This window comes from Nostoc sp. MS1 (genome assembly GCF_019976755.1).
Lineage (GTDB): Bacteria > Cyanobacteriota > Cyanobacteriia > Cyanobacteriales > Nostocaceae > Trichormus.
Map to the genome: position 1 here is coordinate 4,027,127 of NZ_AP023441.1, position 22,791 is coordinate 4,049,917.

15 protein-coding genes are annotated in these 22,791 nt (G+C 41.2%); 10 read left to right on the top strand and 5 right to left on the bottom strand.

Going from position 1 to position 22,791, the window contains the following annotated elements; all coding sequences use genetic code 11:
- Nucleotides 1-3 precede the first annotated feature (3 nt).
- Nucleotides 4-2,520 carry a magnesium-translocating P-type ATPase gene (gene mgtA, locus NSMS1_RS17425; RefSeq protein ID WP_224085989.1) on the top strand — a complete coding sequence of 839 codons (2,517 nt, stop codon included), beginning with the start codon at nucleotides 4-6 and terminating at the stop codon, nucleotides 2,518-2,520.
- A 44-nt stretch (nucleotides 2,521-2,564) separates the two neighbouring features.
- Here the strand turns inward: mgtA and NSMS1_RS17430 are convergent, their stop codons facing one another.
- Nucleotides 2,565-3,476: a cation diffusion facilitator family transporter gene (locus tag NSMS1_RS17430; protein WP_224085991.1), complete on the bottom strand. Its 912-nt coding sequence runs from the start codon at nucleotides 3,474-3,476 to the stop codon at nucleotides 2,565-2,567.
- A 154-nt stretch (nucleotides 3,477-3,630) separates the two neighbouring features.
- A complete protein-coding gene (locus tag NSMS1_RS17435) occupies nucleotides 3,631-4,011 on the bottom strand; it encodes a hypothetical protein (RefSeq protein WP_224085992.1) in 381 nt (126 codons plus the stop codon).
- A gap of 300 nt (nucleotides 4,012-4,311) precedes the next feature.
- Between NSMS1_RS17435 and bchB the strand changes: the two genes are divergently transcribed.
- The 9 genes from bchB (at nucleotide 4,312) to NSMS1_RS17480 (ending at nucleotide 18,707) form a co-directional block, all read left to right on the top strand.
- Nucleotides 4,312-5,838 carry a ferredoxin:protochlorophyllide reductase (ATP-dependent) subunit B gene (gene bchB / locus NSMS1_RS17440; protein ID WP_224085993.1) on the top strand — a complete coding sequence of 509 codons (1,527 nt, stop codon included), beginning with the start codon at nucleotides 4,312-4,314 and terminating at the stop codon, nucleotides 5,836-5,838.
- Between the two features lie 280 nt (nucleotides 5,839-6,118).
- A complete protein-coding gene (locus NSMS1_RS17445; RefSeq protein ID WP_224085994.1) occupies nucleotides 6,119-8,743 on the top strand; it encodes a PAS domain S-box protein in 2,625 nt (874 codons plus the stop codon).
- Between the two features lie 97 nt (nucleotides 8,744-8,840).
- Nucleotides 8,841-10,592 (top strand): 2-succinyl-5-enolpyruvyl-6-hydroxy-3-cyclohexene-1-carboxylic-acid synthase, encoded by a 1,752-nt coding sequence (gene menD / locus NSMS1_RS17450; protein WP_224085995.1) that lies wholly within the window; start codon nucleotides 8,841-8,843, stop codon nucleotides 10,590-10,592.
- Nucleotides 10,593-10,875: 283 nt separating this feature from the next.
- Nucleotides 10,876-12,615, top strand: a complete 1,740-nt coding sequence (locus NSMS1_RS17455; RefSeq protein WP_224085996.1) for a serine/threonine protein kinase — start codon at nucleotides 10,876-10,878, stop codon at nucleotides 12,613-12,615.
- Nucleotides 12,616-12,723: 108 nt separating this feature from the next.
- Entirely contained in the window at nucleotides 12,724-12,918 is a 195-nt protein-coding gene (locus tag NSMS1_RS17460) for a hypothetical protein (RefSeq protein ID WP_224085997.1), read from the top strand.
- The gene (locus tag NSMS1_RS17465) at nucleotides 12,915-13,658 is read left to right on the top strand and encodes a hypothetical protein (RefSeq protein WP_224085998.1); all 744 of its coding nucleotides are present in this window, start codon (nucleotides 12,915-12,917) and stop codon (nucleotides 13,656-13,658) included. The genes NSMS1_RS17460 and NSMS1_RS17465 overlap by 4 nt, the downstream gene beginning before the upstream one ends.
- 259 nt (nucleotides 13,659-13,917) lie before the next feature.
- Nucleotides 13,918-16,926 (top strand): tetratricopeptide repeat protein, encoded by a 3,009-nt coding sequence (locus tag NSMS1_RS17470; protein ID WP_224086000.1) that lies wholly within the window; start codon nucleotides 13,918-13,920, stop codon nucleotides 16,924-16,926.
- A 379-nt stretch (nucleotides 16,927-17,305) separates the two neighbouring features.
- Nucleotides 17,306-18,043, top strand: coding sequence for a phycocyanobilin:ferredoxin oxidoreductase (locus tag NSMS1_RS17475; protein ID WP_224086002.1), 738 nt, complete (start codon nucleotides 17,306-17,308; stop codon nucleotides 18,041-18,043).
- A 244-nt stretch (nucleotides 18,044-18,287) separates the two neighbouring features.
- On the top strand, nucleotides 18,288-18,707 hold the full coding sequence (locus NSMS1_RS17480) for a fasciclin domain-containing protein (protein ID WP_224086003.1): 420 nt from the start codon (nucleotides 18,288-18,290) through the stop codon (nucleotides 18,705-18,707).
- A gap of 193 nt (nucleotides 18,708-18,900) precedes the next feature.
- Here NSMS1_RS17480 and NSMS1_RS17485 read toward each other — a convergent pair whose 3' ends face one another.
- The 3 genes from NSMS1_RS17485 to NSMS1_RS17495 all read right to left on the bottom strand — a co-directional run bounded on the left by NSMS1_RS17485 (nucleotide 18,901) and on the right by NSMS1_RS17495 (nucleotide 22,749).
- A complete protein-coding gene (locus NSMS1_RS17485) occupies nucleotides 18,901-20,367 on the bottom strand; it encodes a glycoside hydrolase family 13 protein (protein WP_224086004.1) in 1,467 nt (488 codons plus the stop codon).
- Between the two features lie 361 nt (nucleotides 20,368-20,728).
- Nucleotides 20,729-21,679 (bottom strand): hypothetical protein, encoded by a 951-nt coding sequence (locus NSMS1_RS17490; protein ID WP_224086005.1) that lies wholly within the window; start codon nucleotides 21,677-21,679, stop codon nucleotides 20,729-20,731.
- A 479-nt stretch (nucleotides 21,680-22,158) separates the two neighbouring features.
- On the bottom strand, nucleotides 22,159-22,749 hold the full coding sequence (locus tag NSMS1_RS17495) for a metalloregulator ArsR/SmtB family transcription factor (protein WP_224086006.1): 591 nt from the start codon (nucleotides 22,747-22,749) through the stop codon (nucleotides 22,159-22,161).
- Nucleotides 22,750-22,791 lie beyond the last annotated feature (42 nt).

The window sequence follows — 22,791 nt, forward strand, 5'->3', positions numbered from 1 at the left end:
TCTGTGAACCAACAAAAACCTTTTTGGAACATTCCAGTAGCAGAACTACTCCAGCAATTTCAAACTACACCTCAAGGTTTAACCACTGCAACAGCAAAACAACGTCTAGAAAAATACGGTGCAAATCGCCTCAAGCCCAAAAAGAAATCAGATACATTAACTTTATTATTAGCGCAATTTCAAAGTCCAATTATTCTTATCCTCATCTCCGCAGCAATTCTTTCTATTTTTCTGAATGATAGAACAGATGCGTTTATCATCTTTGCCATTGTTTTGATAAGCGGGTTGCTGGGTTTTTGGCAGGAAAGAGGTGCAGCAGATGCAATTGAGAAATTGCTTTTAATTGTGCAAATTAAGACTAATGTTCTGCGAGATGGGAAAAGTCAAGAAGTTTCCGCAGAAGATATTGTACCTGGGGATGTGGTGTGTTTATCAGCAGGGGATAATATCCCTGGAGACTGCATAATTCTTGACTCGAAAAATTTATTTATCAATGAAGCCGCTTTAACTGGTGAAACTTACCCAGTCGCTAAAGTAGAGGGTTTAGTACCACTGCAAACATCCTTAAGTCAGCGCACAAATGTCTTATTTATGGGGACATATGTAGTTAGTGGGACAGTGAAGGCTTTAGTAGTGGCTACAGGTAAGGCAACAGAATTTGGTAAGGTATCAGAACGACTAAAATTTCGACCCCCAGAAACAGAATTTGAACAAGGAGTCCGCAAATTTGGCTACTTCTTAATGGAAGTCACATTGCTGTTAGTCCTTGGTATTTTTGCTGGGAATGTTTTACTCAAGCGTCCAGTTTTAGACTCGTTTCTTTTTTCTCTAGCACTAGCTGTAGGACTGACACCCCAACTATTACCTGCAATTATCAGTATTAACTTAGCTCACGGCGCAAAACAAATGGCAGGTAAAAGCGTAATTGTTAAGCGACTAGCAGCAATTGAGAACTTCGGCAGTATGAATGTGCTGTGTTCTGATAAGACGGGTACGCTGACTGAAGGAGTGGTTAAAATTCACTCTGCTGTGGATTATGAGGGTAAACAGAGCGATCGCTTACTTTTTTTAGCTTATCTTAACGCCAGTTTTGAAACCGGATTTGTTAACCCAATTGATCAAGCTATTCGTGGTGCTTGTACCTTCGATATTTCAGCTTATGAAAAGCTAGATGAAGTTCCCTACGATTTTATCCGCAAGCGTTTGAGTATTTTAGTCCGTAAAGATGATACTCAAATGATGATTTCTAAGGGAGCATTACAAAGTATTCTCAACATTTGCTCTTTTGTAGAAACTGGCGAGCAGACAATTATCGACATAGATAGTCTACAGCCGCAAATCCAGCAGTATTTTGAAGGTTTAGGACAACAAGGGTTTCGAGTTTTAGGCGTTGCTTACCGTAATTTGGATACTACCACACTCAGTAAACAAGATGAAAATAATATGACCTTTTTGGGTTGTTTAGTCTTTTTTGACCCACCCAAACCCGGCATTATTCACACCGTTACCGAACTCAAACAAACAGGAGTCTCTCTAAAAATTATTACAGGTGATAGTCATGCCGTTGCCGCTAGTTTAAGTCAACAAATCGGACTATCCCAACCTAAAATTCTCACAGGAGCAGATTTGCATCAAATCAGCGATGAAGCGTTGATGCACCAAGTAAATTTAATAGACGTGTTTGCAGAAGTTGAGCCTAACCAGAAAGAAGATATTATTCTGGCGTTAAAGAAAGCTGGTAATGTAGTCGGTTATATGGGAGATGGAATTAATGATGCTTCCGCTCTCCATGCAGCCGATGTGGGTATTTCTGTTAATAGCGCGGTTGATGTCGCCAAAGATGCAGCTGATATTGTTTTGCTAGAGCAAGATTTAGATGTGCTACTGCAAGGAATTAAAGAAGGACGCACCACCTTTGCTAACACACTCAAGTATGTATTTATGGCAACTAGCGCCAATTTTGGCAATATGTTCAGCATGGCAGGAGCTTCATTACTCTTACCATTTTTACCTCTATTACCAAAGCAAATTCTTCTCACCAATTTAATGACCGACTTTCCCGAAATGACCATTGCTACAGATAGAGTAGACCGGGAAATGGTTGATAAACCTCATCGTTGGGATATCAACTTTATCCGCAATTTTATGTTAGTTTTTGGCACACTCAGTTCCATATTTGATTATCTTACCTTTGCTATATTAATATTCGTTTTACATGCCACACCTGACCAGTTTCGTACAGGCTGGTTTATGGAGTCTGTTATTTCCGCTTCGATGATTGTCTTAGTCATCCGCACTCGCCAACCGCTTTTCCAAAGTAAACCAGGCAAGTATTTGTCAATCGCTACAATTGCCATTGTGATTGTGACATTATTATTGCCCTTTACTCCTGTAGCAGCATTATTTGGATTTCAACCACTGCCAATTACATTCATGCTAGCTTTGGCAGGAATTATGGCTTTGTATATCACTGCCGCAGAAAAAATAAAACAAATCTTCTATGAAAAAACCAACTTTTAATATATGATGAGTCATCATCCTCGTAGGAACGCTGTCGGCTAATACTATTTATTACTACTGCGTTCTAGTTCCAAATCATTCCAGGATGCGGGGTCTTCTAAAGGTTCGAGGTGAGTAGTAACATTACTTCCATGTAAGGCGTGAATGATTTTTAACTCAATAGCTTCACACAAATCATGTCCTTGCAATACTGTCCAAGCGCCTGGGACTAAAACGTGAAAGGAGATAAAACGCCGTGTACCTGCAAGCCGAGTACGCAAGGCGTGAAACTGGATGCCTTGGTCAGCATATTCATCTAGTATTCTCCGAATTATCTCCATTTCTTCTTGTGGTAAAGACGTATCCAGGAGTCCAAAAAAGGTTTCTTTCAACAGCTTAAATCCAGCCCAAACAATATTTACTGCCACCAACAAAGCAATAACTGGGTCAAGTATTAACCAACCAGTTACCTTCACAAGAAAAATTCCTAGAATTACGCCGCCAGAAGTCCAAACATCAGTTAATAAATGGTGAGCATCTGCCCGTAAGGTAATAGAACGTAAGCGTCTTCCTGCTTTGAGTAGAACATAAGCCACTGCACCGTTAACGGCTGTCGCCACTACTGATAATACTAGACCTAACCCCAGTTGAGTCAGTGGTTCGGGATGCTGTAAACGTCCCCAAGCTTCTACGGCAATACTAATTGCTGCGACTACAATTAACCCCCCTTCAGCCCCACTGGAAAAATATTCTGCTTTAGAATGTCCAAAAGTATGCTCTGCATCGGCTGGTTTGGCAGCATAGGTTAATGCCCAAAGTGCCACAATTGCCGCCACAAGATTTACACATGATTCAATTGCATCAGAAAGCAAACCTACCGACCCCGTTAGCAGATAAGCCCCAAATTTTAAGCCAATAGTCACGATTGCTGCGACAATTGATAGGTAAGCGTAGGAACGTGCTGTTTGACTACTCATCAAAACTACTCAAAGCCATTTATAAATAACAGTATCTAATTTATCTTCTCTCTTAATCTGCCTGAAGATTTTTACATTTTGAAAAAAATATCAAAGTGAACCCTATTCAGCTTGATCCATCTTGCATTAGTCAAGCTAACTTAAAAAAAGTTCATTATTCAAAGACTTCGGCTCTTTCAATGATGAACCATTCATGATACAAAATTGCTAAGAAAAATTCCTCATCTTTGAGGCGATCGCATACTGCCATAAATCCAGCGAAAAATGGATCATCCTCATAGGTAGTATCGGAAAGAAACAGCGTAACTGAGTTATGATCAACACTCCAAATTGAGCGCAATATACTTATATGGGGATGATTTGACTTATCTACAGGCAATAGTATTGAGTACCCGTCTACTTCTATAAATTCTGGCTCCATATATCTGAGAACCGATTCCCATCTTTCTGGGCCTTCATGTTTCTCAATAATCCTATCCCACTTGACTAACTTAATTTTTGCTAGAGTTTCTGCCGATAAATCTGATAATTTCATGACTGCTTAATGTATTAAATAGTTTTTCCAAACTAACTTAAAAATAGTAATTAATACCCAAAGCAATTGATAACAAAATTTGCTGAACTTTAAGATTCATGTAATTTACCAAGTATTAAATTGTTTCTCTTACAAGCTGAATCATAATCAGGAAGTAGTTTTGAGCGAAGCGCCACACCTAAACACCCCAAACACCCCACTTCATGGCAGTTGCAAGTTTTGGGACAATCAGCATCAACTCATCAAGTATTTATAGTTCCCCATAGCTCGTTATTTAACTTAACAAGGGAGTAAAACATAATGAAATTGGCTTACTGGATGTATGCAGGCCCAGCCCATATTGGCACTTTGCGAGTCGCTACTTCATTTAAAAACGTCCATGCTATCATGCACGCGCCTTTGGGCGATGATTACTTTAACGTCATGCGCTCAATGTTATCGCGGGAGCGTGACTTTACACCTGTCACCACCAGCGTTGTTGACCGCCATGTTTTATCCCGTGGTTCACAAGAAAAGGTAGTTGATAATATCACCCGTAAAGATGCTGAGGAACATCCAGATTTAATAGTTTTAACTCCCACCTGTACCTCTAGTATTCTGCAAGAAGACTTACACAACTTTGTAGAACGCGCCCAGTTGGAAGCTAAAGGGGATGTGATACTGGCGGATGTAAACCATTATCGGGCGAATGAACTGCAAGCAGGCGATCGCACGCTCCACCAAATTGTGCAATTCTACATCGAGAAAGCCCGGAAAAAAGGCGAACTCCCCACAAGCAAAACCGAAAAACCATCAGTTAACATCATTGGTATTTCCACTCTCGGTTTCCACAACAACCACGACTGCACCGAACTCAAACGCCTCATGGCTGATTTGGGAATTGAGGTTAACGCCGTCATTCCTGAAGGCGCGTCTGTCCACGAATTGAAAAATTTACCCAAGGCTTGGTTTAACCTCGCTCCTTATCGGGAATTGGGTTTAATGACGGCTAATTACTTAGAAGCAGAATTTGGGACACCTTGCATAGATATTGCCCCTATGGGTGTAGTAGAAACTGCTAGATGTATCCGTAAAATTCAGGAAGTAATTAACGCTCAAGGTGCTGATGTAAATTACGAAGAATACATCAACGAGCAAACCCTGTATGTATCACAGGCTGCTTGGTTTTCCCGTTCCATCGACTGTCAAAACCTCACAGGTAAAAAAGCCGTAGTCTTTGGCGACAACACCCACGCAGCAGCCCTAACCAAAATCCTTTCCCGCGAAATGGGGATTCATGTTGTGTGGGCAGGAACTTATTGCAAATATGATGCAGAATGGTTCCGTGAACAGGTGCAAGACTATTGTGATGAAGTCCTAATTACCGATGATCATGGCGCAATTGGTGATGCGATCGCCCGTGTTGAACCCTCCGCCATCTTCGGTACGCAAATGGAACGCCACGTTGGCAAACGTTTAGATATTCCCTGTGGTGTAATTGCTGCACCCATCCATGTCCAAAACTTCCCCATCGGTTACAAACCATTCTTAGGTTATGAAGGGACAAATCAAATTACAGATTTAATTTATAACTCCTTCACCTTGGGGATGGAAGACCACTTATTAGAAATATTTGGTGGACACGATACCAAAGAAGTAATTACCAAAGGAATTTCGGCTGAATCTGACCTAAACTGGACAAAAGATGGTCTAGCAGAATTAAACAAAATTCCTGGTTTTGTGCGCGGAAAAGTGAAGAGAAATACCGAGAAATTTGCCCGCGATCGCGGTTTCAAAGACATCTCCGCCGAAGTGCTATATGCTGCAAAAGAAGCAGTAGGAGCATAATAAAAGTGGGGGGAGATAGGAGAGAACAAGTCTAACTTCTCCCTCATCCCCCTCATCCCCTATCCTTTAGGAAGCAAGCTGAATAACTATCTTGTCACCTATCCCCCTATCTAAAGCTGGATGACAATAGTGAATACTCACCTTTAGGTATATTTCTAAGAGTTAACTTCTCTATATCTTAAGAGAGATTGCTTTGTGAATTGAAAAAATCCATACTCAATCAGATTTCAGGGAGTGCATACTACAAGTTATATACTCTCAATTGCGAGTTGTTTGCCCAATGCTAAACGTCGATCAAGTTAACTATAAACTTGCTGATGAAGTAACAGCTCTACGGCAGCGTGTAGCCGAGTTAGAGCGCATGGAAAGATATTATCAGCACAGACAAGTCGAACTTGAGCAGCAAATAGGAGACTTAGAGGCAAAACTAGCAAAGGCACAGATAGCTGATGTTCCCGTCAACACTGAGATAGAAACAAATCAGCAATTAGATATATCAATTACCTTAAAGCGACTCCAGCAAGAAATTTTTCAAAGACAACAGATTGATGCAGCGTTAGGAGAAAGTGAAGAACGCTTGAGGCTGGCTTTGAATGCAGCCCATTTGGGTTTTTGGGATTGGAATATTTTGACTAAAAAAGTTGTTTGGTCAGAAAACCATGAATTATTATTTGGTCTTGTGCCTGGTAGCTTTAATGGCACTTATGAAACGTTTTTATCCTGTATTCATCCCGAAGATAAGGAATCAGTCACTCAAGTAATTAATGCTTGCTTAGAAAATAAAACTGAATATTACGATGAATTTCGGGTTGTTTGGCCAGACAAAAGCGCACATTGGATTGCAGCCAAGGGTAAATTTTTCTATGGCGACCAAGGACAGCCTGTGCGGATGATAGGGGTTTGCATGGATATTACCCAAAGCAAACATTTAGAAGAAAATACTCGACAATTAGCAAGCCAAGTTCAAGAACAAGCAAATGTCCTCAATGCCATCCTCGCTACATCTGTAGACCACATTTATATTCTCAATCGTACAGGCCGCTATCAATATGTGAGTCATGGTGGTGCGTCTGTATTAGGTCTTCATCCACAGCAGATGATTGGTAAGACTGTACAAGAACTTGATTTACCCCCAGATTTGATAGATAAGGTAAATGGTCAATTTCTAGCCGTGATGGCAGGCGGGAAACCGATTAGAGATGAATGTGCATATGTAGCAGCAGATGGCATTCATTATTATGAATATATCCTCACACCTTTACGCAACGTTAATCAGGAAATTGAGGGTGTAATTACAGTCTCACGAGATATTACCAAACACAAACATGCTGAACAATCTATCCGTGATAGTGAAAGCAGATTTCGCCGTTTGTTTGAGTCTAACTTAATTGGCGTAGCTTTTTGGAACATCAATGGTTTCATCACCGATGCCAACGATGCCTATTTACAAACAGTTGGTTATACTCGTGAGGAGTTTGACCGCTTAGGTAAAATCAATTGGTTAGAACTTACTCCCCCAGAGTATCATCAGTTAGACGATCGCGCGATCGCTGAAGTTAAAGCCAACGGTATTTCTCGAATTTACGAAAAGCAATATATCCACCGCAATGGTAGGCGAGTGTCTATTGTATTGGGAATAGCCTTGCTCAACGACTGTGATGACCAAGGAGTAGCCTTTGTACTCGATATTAGCGAACGTAAATTAGTAGAACAGCAACGCGATCGCTTACTGTGTGCCGAAAGAATAGCACGTAAAGAAGCCGAAATCGCCAACCGCATTAAAGATGAGTTTTTGGCGGTTCTCTCCCATGAACTACGTACCCCACTTAACCCGATTTTAGGCTGGTCAAAATTACTGCGATCGCGTCAGTTTGATGCTGCTACAACTGACCGCGCTTTAGAAACTATTGAACGTAACGCTAGATTACAAACTCAATTAATTGAAGATTTATTAGATGTCTCGCGTATCCTGCAAGGGAAATTAAGCCTGAATGTTTCTCCTGTGAGTTTACCAATGGTAATTGAAGCCGCAATTGACACCGTGCGACTAGCAGCAGAAGCAAAAAATATTAAAATTCAGACTGTATTCGACCCTCATGTGGGTCAACTGATGGGTGATGCCAATCGCCTACAACAAGTAGTCTGGAATTTGCTTTCTAATGCAGTGAAGTTTACACCCACAGGTGGTAAAGTAGAAATCCACCTCAAAGAATTTAATCAGCAAGCACAGATTCAAGTCATTGATACAGGTAAAGGAATTACACTAGAGTTTCTCCCTTATGTGTTCGATTACTTCCGTCAGGCTGATGGAACCACTACCCGCAAATTTGGTGGCTTAGGTTTAGGGTTAGCAATTGTGCGTCAAGTTGTAGAACTGCACGGTGGGACAGTGGTAGCTCAAAGTGCTGGCGAAGGTTTGGGGGCTACCTTTACCGTTAATTTACCGCTTTCACTCAAAAACGAAACAATGAACCATGAGGAGCAAACTCCCGGATCAAATAACTCTCAACCTCTAAACCTGTCTGGTGTGCGAGTTTTGATAGTAGATGATGAACCAGATATCCGCGACTTAGTTAGCTTTATTTTGGAAGATTACGAAGTAGAAGTTACAGCCGTATCATCTGCACAAGAAGCATTAGAAGCATTATCTCAATCCCTACCAGATGTTCTAGTCAGCGACATTGGTATGCCAGATGTCGATGGTTATATGCTCATACGTCAAATAAGAGAGCGATCGCCACAAGAGGGTGGAGATATACCCGCGATCGCCCTAACCGCCTACGCTGGCGAAATCAATCAACAACAAGCATTAGCGTCTGGTTTTCACCTGCACATATCCAAACCTGTAGATCCTGATGCGTTAATTGAGGCGATCGGTAGTTTGATTAAGGTAGCAAGGAAATAAGTAAACAGCCATTAATCAAAATATGATCAGTTTGATGGGTATGGGCATAAGTGTAGGAGAGAATAACTATGGACTAATGACTAATGACTAATGACTAATGACTAATGACTCTTTTAAAAATATCAATCAACTTTGGGCTTATGTCTTCACGGAAACACTAAAGCGTTTAGGATTGACTTGTGCGGTAATTTGTCCTGGTTCTCGTTCTACACCCTTAGCAGTCGCCTTTGCCCAACAAGCACCTGATATTGAAGCTATTTCTATACTTGATGAACGTTCAGCAGCCTTTTTTGCTTTAGGAGTAGCCAAAGCTACTGGTCGTCCTGTGGCTGTTGTTTGCACATCTGGAACTGCGGGAGCAAACTTTTATCCAGCCGTTATTGAAGCAAAAGAAAGCCGCGTACCACTATTATTATTAACTACAGATAGACCCCCAGAGTTAAGAGAATGTCACTCTGGACAAACTATAGATCAGGTAAAACTCTACGGAAATTATCCAAACTGGCAAGCAGAGTTAGCATTACCCGTACCAGAAATAGAAATGCTAGCGTATCTGCGCCAAACCTTAATTCATACTTGGCACAGAACGCAAGCACCAACACAAGGGCCAGTACACCTAAATATCCCCTTTCGTGACCCCCTAGCGCCTATTCCCGACGGCACAGACTTAAGCCATTTACTATCACAATTCCATCCAGAAGAATTTTTTGCAGCAATAACTCCAACCCAACTCCCAACTCCCAACTCCCAACTCCCCATCCCTTCAGAATGGTCACAATCTCAACGAGGAGTAATTATTGCTGGTGTCGCTCAACCACAGCAACCACAGGAATATTGTAGAGCGATCGCTAAACTTTCCCTAACTCTCAAATGGCCTGTCTTAGCCGAGGGACTTTCCCCGCTCAGAAATTATGCTGACCTCAACCCCTATTTAATTTCCACCTACGACCTGATTTTACGCAATCAAGAATTAGCGAAACAGTTAGCACCCGACATGGTAATTCAGGTAGGTGATATGCCAACCAGTAAAGAATTACGTAATTGGATAAATGATCACCAACCTAGACGATGGGTAATTGATCCCAGTTACGAAAACCTCGACCCTCTGCATGGGAGGACGGCGCATTTGAGGATGAGGGTGGAAAATGTGGGAGTAGGGGGAGAGGGGGGAGTAAATTATCTTCCTGATTATTTGCGGTTGTGGTGTGATGCTGAAAGTAAGGTTAGGGTAAATGTTGATGATACTTTCAGTAAAATGGAGGATTTGGTTGAATGTAAGGCTGCTTGGTTAATTTCTCAGGCATTACCGCCAGGAACGCCTTTATTTATTTCTAATAGTATGCCTGTGCGAGATGTGGAATTTTTCTGGAAACCGAATAATTTAGGAGTGCGATCGCATTTTAACCGAGGTGCAAACGGTATTGACGGCACATTATCCACCGCTTTAGGAATTTCCCACCGTCATCAAAGTAGTGTCATGCTCACAGGAGATTTAGCTTTATTACATGACACCAACGGTTTTTTAATTAGAAATAAGTTTGTTGGACATCTGACAATTATCTTAATTAATAACAATGGTGGGGGAATTTTTGAAATGTTACCCATCGCCAAATTCGACCCACCCTTTGAAGAATTTTTCGGCACGCCACAGGATATTGATTTCGCTCAGTTATGCGCTACCTATGCTGTCCAGCATGAGTTAATTACTTCTTGGCAACTGTTACAACAAAAATTAAACCCACTTCCAACTCAAGGTATTAGAGTCTTAGAAATACAGACAAATCGTAAACTAGACGCTAAATGGCGACAAGATAACTTGCGAAACTTTGCCGCAGATACTCTCATTTAACCATTCTATTAATATTCTAAGTTTACTTAGTAAATACTCTGCGTTACTCCGCGCTAACCTCTGCGATCCTTTGCGTTTAAACATCTCCAAACTGAGAACCTCTTCCCTTCCTCCTCTCTATGAGACTGATCACAGTGATTTTTTTAAACTCAACATCACGTTTTCAGCATCCATTGAGCATAATAAAAATAGTGTATGGGAACTGACTACATATGCTCAAAACCAACAAACGACAATTGTGAATATTACTTGTGCTTGGAAAATGAATTAGAGATAAAAAGCCTTGGCATACCGTTCTTCTGGGGTTCACTGCATAAATCCTGACTGTAAACGTCCCTATCCCCAACCTTGGGGTAACAAATTTTGTAACAGCTGTGGCGCAGTGCTAGAGTTGTTAGATCGTTATGTGCCTCTACAAACCTTGGGTGCAGGGGGGTTTGCCCAAATTTATACAGTTTTGGATGAGAGAACCCAAACTGAAAAAGTGCTAAAGGTGTTGATAGAAGATTCTCCAAAAGCACTGGAATTATTTACCCAAGAAGCAGAAGTTTTAGTCAGGTTGCGTCATCCTGGAGTTCCCAAAGTCGAGCCTGATGGTCATTTTCAAGTTAATCTCACCAACCCCAAGTCACGCCAGTTACCTTGTTTGGTAATGGAAAAAATTAACGGGCCTACGCTGGAGGAAATTTTGAATAAATATCCTCAAGGATGCCCGGAAGATATGGTATTAAACTGGTTAACCCAAGCAATAAAAATTTTACAAGAATTACATAAGCATCAGATTATACATCGTGATATTAAACCTTCTAATTTAATGTTACGTACTCCCTCACCTAGCTTCATTACATCTCAAGGCGGGTCAGGTTGGGAACAATTAGTTTTAATTGATTTCGGCGGGGCAAAACAATTTAATCTAGGAAGACAGCGCCAAGAGTCCAGTTCTACAAGATTATTTTCTTCTGGTTACAGTCCACCAGAACAAGTTACAGGAGGACAAATAGGCCCCAGTGCCGATTTTTATGCCCTCGGTCGGACGATGATTGAATTACTCACAGGGAAGTATCCACCAGATTTGGAAGATCCCCAGACAGGGGTTTTGCGATGGCGTAATCAAGTTAATATCAGACCTGAGTTAGCAGATTTGCTAGATGAAATGGTACAAGAGGATGTGCGATCGCGTCCGGCTAATGCTGGTATTATCCAAAAACGGTTAGCGAAAATTAATCAACCCACTCCAGGACAAAACAGTTTACAGCCTGCTTTAACACAAATTGCCCAACAACTCAGGCTATTAGGTCAAGCTACAGACCAAGCTTTCAGCAACTTGGGGCAAACCATAGGTAAAATCTTGCGCTGGATTTTACAAACAATCTTCCAAATTATCAAAGCTTGTTCTTTAACAATTTGGGCAATGCTGTTAACTGGTCTGGGTGCTAGTGCTGGTACAGTAATCGGATTTATTTTGGCATATCGAACCAACTTAGGCGATCGCTTAAGTGAATTTCTCACTACTCAAGTACCAGGATTAATACCAAACCCTGAAGCCGGGTTCGGTGCAGAAATAATAGTATTTGCCGCCGCCGGCTTAGGTACAGCTTGGGGTTTGACAGCATCGGGTTCTTTTGCCCAAAGACGGCGGTTTTTAGTCGCCTCCTTAATGGGCGTAATTAGCTACGCTTTCGGTTGGTTATTGTGGCAAATCATTACATCAAGCACATCTAGCGGTGAAGGTTTGGTAGCAGCAACCGCCATAGCTGTGTTTTTACTAGCCTTAAGTATGGGTTTCCGTAGTCACCACATAGTTTATGCCATGATTGGCTCATTCGGCACAGCGATTATCGTTGCAATTCTCGTGGTTTTAGGCTTTCCCGCTAATCTTTCACAAGCTTCTACTCCTCAAATTTGGTCAGAATTACCCTTATCTATTACCTTCTTTAGCTCTATAGGTATTTTAATGAGCTTCTGGTTAGGCGTAAGCTACTACATCATTGTGCCAGGATTACGTTTTTTGGGTTGGCGCTAATGTCATAGAAATAGACAGATGTAAACGTTGTAGTTTGACGTTCTCATTAAAATACGTCAAAATCAACGTACGTTAAAAATGACGTACGTTGATTTTGACTTATAAATTATGGCAGTACAACAAAGATTAAGGGCTAACCCTGGCGGAGAAATAGCTCCTGCTGAAGTATTTGGGCGGGATACATTAATACAAAATTTATGGCGGGTACTGGAAAGGCAGAGTCTTGTTTTAAGTGCAGAAAGACGGATGGGTAAAACTTGTGTTGTCAAAAAGATGACCAAGGAAGGTAAGAGAATTATTTGACTGTATATCGTGATTTGGAAGGAGTGCGATCGCCGATAGAATTTGTAGAAATAATCTTCCAAGATGTAGAGCGTCACTTAAGCAGTATTAAGCGATTAGCAACGGGGACAAGAAAATTAGCAATGGAACTTGGTGGTACAGAAATTGCAGGGATGATCAAGTTCCCCGAAGTGGATGCACCACATTGGAAAAAGTTATTAATGACGATGGCGGAAGATTTGGTTAAGCAGCTAGAAAACCAAAAGCTGACGGTGGTATTTTTTTGGGATGAAATGCCCCTGATGCTGTACAACATTAAAAACAGACAGGGTGAAGAAGCAGCAATGGAAGTATTGGACGCTTTGCGTTCACTACGGCAGATGTTTCCACAGTTGCGGATGGTGTTTACTGGTTCTATTGGACTGCATAATGTTCTGACTTCGTTGAAACGCGCCGGTTATGCGAACGATCCCACCAACGACATGAAAACTCAGGATGTCCCACCGTTAGCACTGGCTGATGCGGAAGATTTAGCTTATCACTTACTGGCGGGGGAAGGTATTGTAACTATAGATGGTAAGGAAACAGCAAAGGCGATCGCAAAAAGTGTCGATGGTATGCCTTACTTTATTCATCATATTATTGACCAATTGGTCATGCAAAACACTGATGCCAGTGCGGAAAAAGTAGAGGAAATTGTCAACAGCTATCTTATTGATCCTCAAGACCCTTGGCATTTAAGATATACCGTGAACGCATAGATGCTTATTACTTAGATGAGGAAAAAACCCTAGCGTTATCTATATTAGATATTTTGGCTGTTACCCAGCAGCCTTGACCATTTGAGGATTTATTTAATCAGTTACACACCCATATTGCTAATCCTGACAAAGAACAAACACGTAACGTTTTAACCCTACTGGAGTGCGACCATTATATTATTCGCAAACTTGAGGGTGTGTTATGTTTCCGCTTCCCCTTAATTCAGCGTTCCTGGCGACTCCATAGAGGTTTAACAGCGTGAAAGATACCTTCCTCTCTCGCTTCACTCCTAGCTTGATGACACCGCAAGCGTTGGAAGATATTTTTGTGCAGCGTCAGGAGTTAGCACAGTATATAGTTGAACTCATCCGTGAAAGTGTTCTGACATCATCCAAGCACTATACTTTGCTAATTGGGCCTCGTGGTATTGGTAAAACTCACTTTGTTTCTTTGGTCTACCATCGTATTAGTAAGATGGATGATTTACAGCCAGATTTATTAATAGCTTGGCTGAGAGAAGAAGAATGGGGTGTAACATCATTTTTAGATTTACTGTTGCGAATTTTTCGAGCTTTATTAGAAGAGTATAGAGACGACAAAAAGCTGATACCTGAACTTGCACAAAAGGTAGAAGCACTATATCAAATGTCGCCAGAGATAGCCCAAAAAACAGCAGCAGCTATTTTAAAAGAGGTGATAGGAAACCGCACCCTGTTTTTATTGATGGAAAATCTAGATGAAATATTTGCTGGGTTAGGAGAAGAGGGACAATCACAACTGCGTAGTTTCTTACAAGAGAATAGTTGCTGTACGATTTTGGCAACATCTCAAAGTTTGTTCAACGGTGTCAAACTTCAGACATCACCGTTTTATGGTTTCTTCCGCATCCGCTATTTAATGGACTTAACAGCAGAGGAAGCAACCGAACTATTAGCGAATATTGCCAAACTGGAAGGAAAAACCGACTTAGAAGATTTTATCCACACTTCTAGAGGATGCGATCGCATTCGCGCAGTTCATCACCTAGCAGGTGGTAGTCCCCGCCTATATGTGATTTTCTCAGAATTTCTCACCCGCCAGTCTTTAGAAGAACTGCAAGACCCCTTCATGGGGATGCTAGATGATTTGACACCATACTATCAAGCTAGGATGCAGTGGCTATCACCGCAGCAAAGAAAAATAGTAGAGATTTTATCAGACTGTCGTTATGCGCTGTCGGTAAAAGAGATAGCCCAACGCTCTTTTATTAGTCACCAGACAGCATCCAGTCAACTCAAAGATTTACGAGAGAAGGGTTATGTTAATTCTGAAGCGGTAGGGCGTGAGTCATTTTACGAACTGCGAGAACCACTCATGCGTTTTTGCTTGGAAGTGAAAAAGCAGCGAGGTAAACCGATACGCTTATTTGTAGACTTTCTGCGGTTGTGGTACACGCGAGAAGAATTACAGCAAAAACTAGGATTGGGATTTGATGATCCTAGAAAAAATGAAATAGGGAATGCGGCTGATTCAAATTTCAGTCAAGCATTCATTAATGATTTTTCACAGGATAAAAATGATAGAAAATACCAACAAATATTAGAACCACTGCCGCCTGAGGCCATAGTAGATAGACAATACATACTTAAAGCGTTGGAGGTGATGGAAGAAGATGACGAAGAAAATCCTTTGTTTGCAGCATATTGGCGAGAATGTGAAAAATTAACAGGCAATAAAAACTACGAAAATGCTTTGAAATATGCAGAAAAACTAATAAACAAGCGTGGTCAGGTACAAGATTGGCTTTTAAAAGGGCTTTGTTTAAGTGAACTTGAACGCCATGAGGAAGCTTTAGAATCCTGGAATAAAGCCATTGAACTTGACATTAATAATACATTGGCATGGGCAAGTCGAGGAAATACACTAAACAATCTCAAATGTTATGAGGAAGCTTTAGTATCCTGGAATAAAGCCATTGAACTTGACATTAATAATACATTGGCATGGACAAGCCGAGGATATGCACTAAACAATCTCAAATGTTATGAGGAAGCTTTAGTATCTTTTGATAAAGCTATTGAACTTGACCCCAGTTATGCTTGGGTATGGGTCAGTCGAGCAAGGGTACTGGACAATCTCAAACGCTATGAGGATGCTTTAGCATCCTGGGATAAAGTCCTTGAACTTGACCTCAGTTATGCTTGGGTATGGGTTAGTCGAGCAAGGGTACTGGACAATCTCAAACGCTATGAGGATGCTTTAGCATCCTGGGATAAAGTCCTTGAACTTGACCCTAATGATCCTGTGGCATGGGCAAGTCGAGCAATGGTACTGGACAATCTCAATCTTTATGAGGAAGCTTTATCATCCTGGGATAAAGTTATTGAACTTGAGCCTAATTATGCTAGGGCATGGGGAAATCGAGCAATTTTATTGGACAATCTCAATCGTTATGAAGAAGCTCTAGTATCCTGGGATAAAGTCCTTGAACTTGACCCTAATAATCATTTGGTATGGGGAAGTCGAGGAAATGTGCTTGGCAGTCTCAAACGTTATGAGGAAGCTTTAGCATCCTGGGACAAAGCTATTGAAATTGACCCTAATAATCCTGTGGCTTGGGCTGCGCGAGGAATGGCACTTAATAATATCAAACGTTATAAGGAAGCTTTAGTCGCTTATAACAAAGCTATTAAACTTGATACTAATGATGAATTGGCTTGGCTAGACCGAAGTTGGACATTAATCAACCTCGGACGCTATCAACAAGCCTTAGAATCCAGCAACAAAGCCATCTCTCTTGGAGAAAAAGAATATTATGTTTTAGCCAACCGCGCTATTTCGCTCATGGGGTTGCAACGTTGGGAAGAAGGGGTAACAGCTATGGAGGATGCCCTGCAAAGTCTTCAAGAATGGGAGGAAGCATCTACAGACGACACAGAAATCATCTGCCGCATTCTGTTTACCAATACTCAGGATGCACTGACATGGAAAACTCGGATTAAAATTCTGCTAGAACTATTTAGCAAGTATCAAGTTATTCCCGCATTATCTCAGGGTCTAGTACGCAGCATCCCCGCCTTAATGCTAGATAAAGTGAGCGATGAAGTTGTGCAATTATGGCTGGAAGTGTGGCAAGAGTTGGTGGGAGGGCTTGCAGATTTCCAAATAGCAATAGGTTTGCTAAATGTGGCTGTGCGCTATCGGTTGACAAAAGGCGATCGCCGTACTCTACTAGAACTGCCCATTGAACAACGCAATCTGTTAAAACCCTTACTTGGATTAGAATAATCACCCAATCCCTATTTCCCAAATTAATACCCCCTGACGGGTAATAATTACCTAGTCAGGGGGCGTTTATAGGTGGTAGACTATAATTGGTTCTGTATATTTACTTTACGCTTTGATTCTAGAACCTAGACACCCGTTTGACTACTGTAATTCCCACGATTAATAGTAATTTCATAGGTTCTTCATCGCCGCTTCATTCACGTTGATTTACTGAGAAAATCACAAAGTCAGAAGTGAAAATTAACTGAGCCTCGACTTTTAACACTCAACAGGACTCAACATTAATTTCGGATTCGTCCTCAAACTTATATTGCAATCAACAACAGAAGAAACACACCTGGCCGTAGACTGACATTTAGATTGCATTCTCAAATAGAATATGTCACTAACTTCCATTCCCTCGCTACGTGAGCAACAACATCCCCTCATTCGCCAACTAGCGGACTGTATAGAAGCAGTTTGGCATCAGCATCTGGATTTGTCGCCTTACCATTTGCCTGCTGAGTTGGGGTATGTGGAAGGGAGACTAGAGGGTGAGAAACTGATAATTGAAAACCGTTGCTATCAAACACCCCAGTTTCGGAAAATGCACTTGGAATTAGCCAAGGTGGGAAATATGCTGGACATCCTCCACTGTGTGATGTTTCCCCGTCCAGAATATGACATACCCATGTTTGGCTGTGACTTAGTTGGGGGTAGGGGTCAAATTAGTGCGGCGATCGCAGACCTTTCTCCAGTACACTTAGACCGTACCCTACCTGAGTCTTATAATTCTGCGTTGTCAAATCTCCAGCCAATAGATTTTTCCCAACCGCGAGAATTACCAGAATGGGGTCATATCTTTTCTGAGTTTTGTATTTTTGTCCGTCCCAGTTCCCAGGAAGAAGAAACCTTGTTTTTGGGAAGGGTGCGGGAATTTTTGGAAGTACATTGTCAAAATGCGATCGCCGCTAGTCCCGTTTCCCCAGAACAAACACAGCAAATTCTAGCTGGACAACACAACTACTGTACCCAACAGCAACAAAACGATAAAACCCGCAGAGTACTAGAAAAAGCTTTTGGTGCAGAATGGGCAGAATATTACATGACTACAGTGTTGTTTGACCTACCAGAATAATTTTGATGGTAGAAAGCTAATTGGATATTGTTTGTGTTGGTTGTTGACGGTTGACAGTTGACTGTCAGCAGCCAACACAAGTTTATACTAATCCGTAATTCGTAATTCGTTATTAATACATATAGTAAATCTTTTGTCTTGTGCTACCACAATTAACCGCAACCTCTCTTTTGATAGAGGTTAACTACTTTTACCTATCTATAAGGTGGTTGTAAGTGTAAAGTTAATAAATTAACCAAATATCATGCCTAACATTGTGGAAACTGCTGTTAATGCAGGAAAATTCAAAAATTTGTTACAGGCGGCTGAAGCGGCACAAATTTTAGATGTTCTTAAGGGTGATGAAATTTTTACTTTATTTGCGCCTACTGATGAGGCTTTTGCAAAGTTACCACAGGGAACTTTAGATTCATTGCTGCAAGACATCCCCAAGTTAAAAAAGATTTTGGCATATCACGTAGCTTATGGTGATGTCCGATCTGATGATTTGGTGCAAATAGAAGAAGCAGAAACCCTAGAAGGTTCTGTTGTGGCGATTGAATCTAAAGATGGTAAAGTCAAGGTCAATGATGCCATAGTTTTGCAAACAGATATCCTTGCTGATAATGGCGTAATTCACGTTATTGACTCTGTTTTGATGCCAGCGATGGTGGCGGGGAGATAGGGGATGGGGGAGATGTGGTATGGCTAAACGCCACGCTTCGCGTAGCTTGCTTCCACGGAGTGGTACGGCTACGCTCACCAAGTGGGAGATGAGGGAGATGAGGGAGATGAGGAAGACATGATAGTAATAATTCCTTTCCATTTTTCATTACTCCCCCCACTCCCCCTACTCCCCACTCCCCACTCCCCACTCCCTACTCCCCTAATGCAATGATGCAACCACTACGTGAGGGGAGATTTAAAGAAAGTTGTTTTGTTTGTCCTGAGTTATCCCAGTTAATTTCAGCTTGTCCGTATAGTAGCTTGTTGGGTTGAGTTTGCAAGCTAGCAGTATCTACGTTAGCGTGGGCAGAAGCTGTACCGACATTCAAGGCAATAATTAACTCTTCTTTACCCAAGGTACGGGCAAAAACATACACTGCACCTTGCGCCGACAAGACTTGATAGTCGCCTGTGCGTAAGGCTGGGTAAGCGCGGCGTAGGGCTATTAATTGGCGGTGAGTGTGGTAAATTTCTCGATCCCAGTTGGCTTCTAAGGGGAAGCCACGGCGAGAGTCAGGATCTATTGCCCCTGGTAAACCAACTTCATCGCCATAGTAGATACTCGGCGCACCAGGAAATGTCAGCAGTAATAAAGTGGCTAACTCTATACTTGGTTTATCTCCGCCAGCAATGCTTAAGAGTCTGGCTGTGTCATGGCTGGCTAACAAGTTAAGTTGGGTTAGCTGAATTTCCCAAGGATAAAATTGTAGTAATTCCTGAATTTTGGCGGCGTATTCGGCGGCGAATAGGGGTGGATAGGGTTGATAATCACGGCTTTGGACTTGTTCTAAGACTACGCGATCGCCTGCGGTAAAGGCAATTGTTGGCCCAGCAAATAAGTAGTTCATTACGCCGTCAAATTGTGTCCCATCTAGCCACTCGCGGGAGTCTCCCCACACTTCCCCCACAATATAAGCTTCGGGGTTGATGGCTTTGACGCGATCGCGAAATTCTTGCCAAAAACCCGGAGTCGTAATTTCAAATGGTACATCCAATCGCCAGCCATCAATGCCGAATTTAATCCAATATTCGGCAATTTCCATGATGTATTCCCGCACTTCTGGGTTGTCGTGGTTAAATACAGGCAAAGCGCGGTTATCAGCCCAGCCTACATAGTTTGCAGGAAACTCACCATTATAGGGTGAGAGAGGCCAGGCTTCGATTTTGAACCAATTTACCCAAGGAGATTGGGGGCCATTTTCTAAAACGTCGTGAAAAAAGAAAAATCCTCGGCTGGAATGATTAAATACTCCATCAAGGACAACTTTTATATTCCGCTCATGGGCTGCGTCTAATAATTCCTTAAAGGCTGAATTACCCCCCAACATTGGGTCTACTTGATAATAGTCGTGGGTATGATAGCGGTGATTGCTGGCAGATTGAAAGATGGGTGTAAAGTAGATGGCATCTATGCCCAAATCTTGAATGTAGTCCAACTGCTCCATAATGCCCCATAAATCACCGCCTTTGTAACCTTGTAGTGTGGGCATTGCATCCCAGTCTTCCCAACGCGCATCACGTAGTAGACGCTTTCGGGGCTGTTTGCTTCTAGCAAAGCGGTCTGGAAAGATTTGGTAGAATACAGCGTGCTTCACCCAGTCTGGTGTTTGAATTTGCATGATTTCCCCTTGATACCTTCAGGTGCGATCGTTACAAATACTTACCCATTTGCGATTCTCACCTGTGGTAGAAAATTTACAGTCATTAGTCATTAGTCATTAATTATTCTCCCTTACTCCCCTGCCACCTTATCCCTCTTAAAGGCAGGTTTTTAATCAAGTAATTAAGTGAGGAGTGTAAGATTCACGAAATTATTAAAGTTTCATCTACCCCTACACCCCTATAACACCACTTGCTTTAAGCCTGAAAACCCGTCTAATGCAGGGATGCCCTTGATACTTTTACATTCTAAAACTAGGCTAGAACCCTTGATTTAACAATAAAAAACTATAAAAATGAGTAACTTGGTCACGCCTCTTTTTACTTTGACCGGGGCTGTGCGTAAGTGGGCGAGCTACGATAGTACCAAGCTTCAGGAATCAAATCATACTCACCGGCTTGTTGTGCAGGGAAATCGCCAGCTTCAATTCTGGCAATAATGTTTGGTAAGGCTGCAAGAAATGCCGGACTTCTATCTTTAGGGTGTAGTGTCCATGCAGCAGGATTAGTTAGATTTGCCCTAAAATAGTCTGTCTGTTGTAGTTTGAGAGTTACCATAATTTCCCAGGAATCTAACTTACCTTTACCAGTAAGATTATTTAGAACAGTTTTTAATGGGGTGGGTAAGCTATTTATCCATGTTGTTTTGTAGTCACGCCAAAGCACAGGCATGGGAAGAAACTTATCAAAACGTTTGCAATTTATTAAATAAGCTCTACTGCCAAAGGTTTTAAAAACATCATAAGGCTCTGTCTTTTTCTTATTTGTTGGTGGGCCTGCTAGTGGTCTAACAAACATCATTTGTGGATTTTCTTCCATTAATTTAACGGCTTCGGCAATCCAATTATGATTGGGTTTTTGATACATCAACATATCACTATCGAAGTGCAACATATAATCGCTTTTACACTCTTCGATGCTAAAAATAGACCCTAAAATTGGATAACCTTTATAGTTATGAGTAAAGCGAATTGGTGTACCGAAATGTTTCTTGTAAACTTGGTTATGATAATCGGCATCGTAATTTATATCGACGACACGATCCACAACACCTGCTCGCAATAACTTTTCTGTACATTCGCGCAATTCTTCCATTGTGCCGATAAAAGGACGAGTTACCTTATCTCCCATCAATGGTGCTGTGTCAACTGCTAGAACTACCTCTTCAAAAGGGAAATTATTCACTTTCACTAAATGAGGAATTGTGTGTAACAGGAAAGTTGTATCTGGACGCGCTACAAAAATCCATAGTGAACAAGTGGGATTTGTCACAATAAAAATTCTCCTGTGCATATTTGTACTTATTTTACAGGATATTACGAGAAGTCACTTAAGTAACTTCCTTTATGTACAAAATCCTTTTAAATAAGAGGTTATTTATAAAGTAAAAATAAAATTACTGTAGGGTGTGTTAGGCGCACATTGGAAGATGATGTCTCACGAAAAGAATAACTTAAGAGCCTAACGCACCGCTAAATCATACGGTGCGTTAGGCTAACGCCTTAACACACCCTACTTAAGCTTTACTTTATAAATAGTTTCTAAAACATGTGTGAAGAAGCGCACAACCCCGCGCCTCTTCAGTAATAAACATTCTTGCGTGAGGAATTATTTTTTGAGTAACCAACCTATAGGCAAAATTAAGATTTCTTAAAAATTATTGTTGCGCGACTACCATGAAATTACTTAATCCTCAAAACTCAATTCAGATTATACGTAAGTAAAATCATTGAAATCTCAACTAGACTGGGCTATATATCTGCTATTCGCCAATAAATCCCTTGTGAGCGTTGCATGAGTTGGTTTTCTATTAACTCTCGTCGCAAAGTAGCATAGTCAGGATGGTAATTTTGCAGAATTGCATTTACCTCCCGTTCTGGATAATTAACTCCCACATGGAATTGATTTACTAACCATTTGAGGATAACTAAACGCTTTTTGCGACTAGCGGGAATTTCTTTGAGTCGTACATTTGAGTTTTCCAGGAAAGGATCACCTTCAAAAAAGTTTTTGAGAATTTTTCTTGACCATGTTTCACTTTCCCCATTATTTAATACATTTGTTCTATTTTTATCCTGAAAAATTTCCTTACCAATAGTTTGTAATGTGGTGTTATCCAATTTATAGAGGTAAGTATCATCTTGAGAACGCATACTGACTAGATTGAATTTCTGTAACTTTGCCAGATGGTGAGATACTATCGACTCTTTGAGTTGCATCACCTTGGCCAATTCTTCGACGCTATACTCTTGGTTAGCTAAAATCCCTACTATTCTCAGGCGGCTCTCATCTGCTAAAGCTTTAAAGAAATTAATTAAAATATCAGGTTGTTCTAGTGGCATAGGGCAATTCTAATTAGATGTGCATCTAATTAGAATTATATC

What these genes read in the sequence shown, in the direction of transcription:
- NSMS1_RS17430 (WP_224085991.1), bottom strand. Translation starts at nt 3,476, where the DNA reads ATGAGTAGTCAAACAGCACGTTCCTACGCTTACCTATCAATTGTCGCA.
- NSMS1_RS17435 (WP_224085992.1), bottom strand. Translation starts at nt 4,011, where the DNA reads ATGAAATTATCAGATTTATCGGCAGAAACTCTAGCAAAAATTAAGTTA.
- bchB (WP_224085993.1), top strand. Translation starts at nt 4,312, where the DNA reads ATGAAATTGGCTTACTGGATGTATGCAGGCCCAGCCCATATTGGCACT.
- NSMS1_RS17445 (WP_224085994.1), top strand. Translation starts at nt 6,119, where the DNA reads ATGCTAAACGTCGATCAAGTTAACTATAAACTTGCTGATGAAGTAACA.
- menD (WP_224085995.1), top strand. Translation starts at nt 8,841, where the DNA reads ATGACTAATGACTCTTTTAAAAATATCAATCAACTTTGGGCTTATGTC.
- NSMS1_RS17460 (WP_224085997.1), top strand. Translation starts at nt 12,724, where the DNA reads ATGGCAGTACAACAAAGATTAAGGGCTAACCCTGGCGGAGAAATAGCT.
- NSMS1_RS17475 (WP_224086002.1), top strand. Translation starts at nt 17,306, where the DNA reads ATGTCACTAACTTCCATTCCCTCGCTACGTGAGCAACAACATCCCCTC.
- NSMS1_RS17480 (WP_224086003.1), top strand. Translation starts at nt 18,288, where the DNA reads ATGCCTAACATTGTGGAAACTGCTGTTAATGCAGGAAAATTCAAAAAT.
- NSMS1_RS17485 (WP_224086004.1), bottom strand. Translation starts at nt 20,367, where the DNA reads ATGCAAATTCAAACACCAGACTGGGTGAAGCACGCTGTATTCTACCAA.
- NSMS1_RS17495 (WP_224086006.1), bottom strand. Translation starts at nt 22,749, where the DNA reads ATGCCACTAGAACAACCTGATATTTTAATTAATTTCTTTAAAGCTTTA.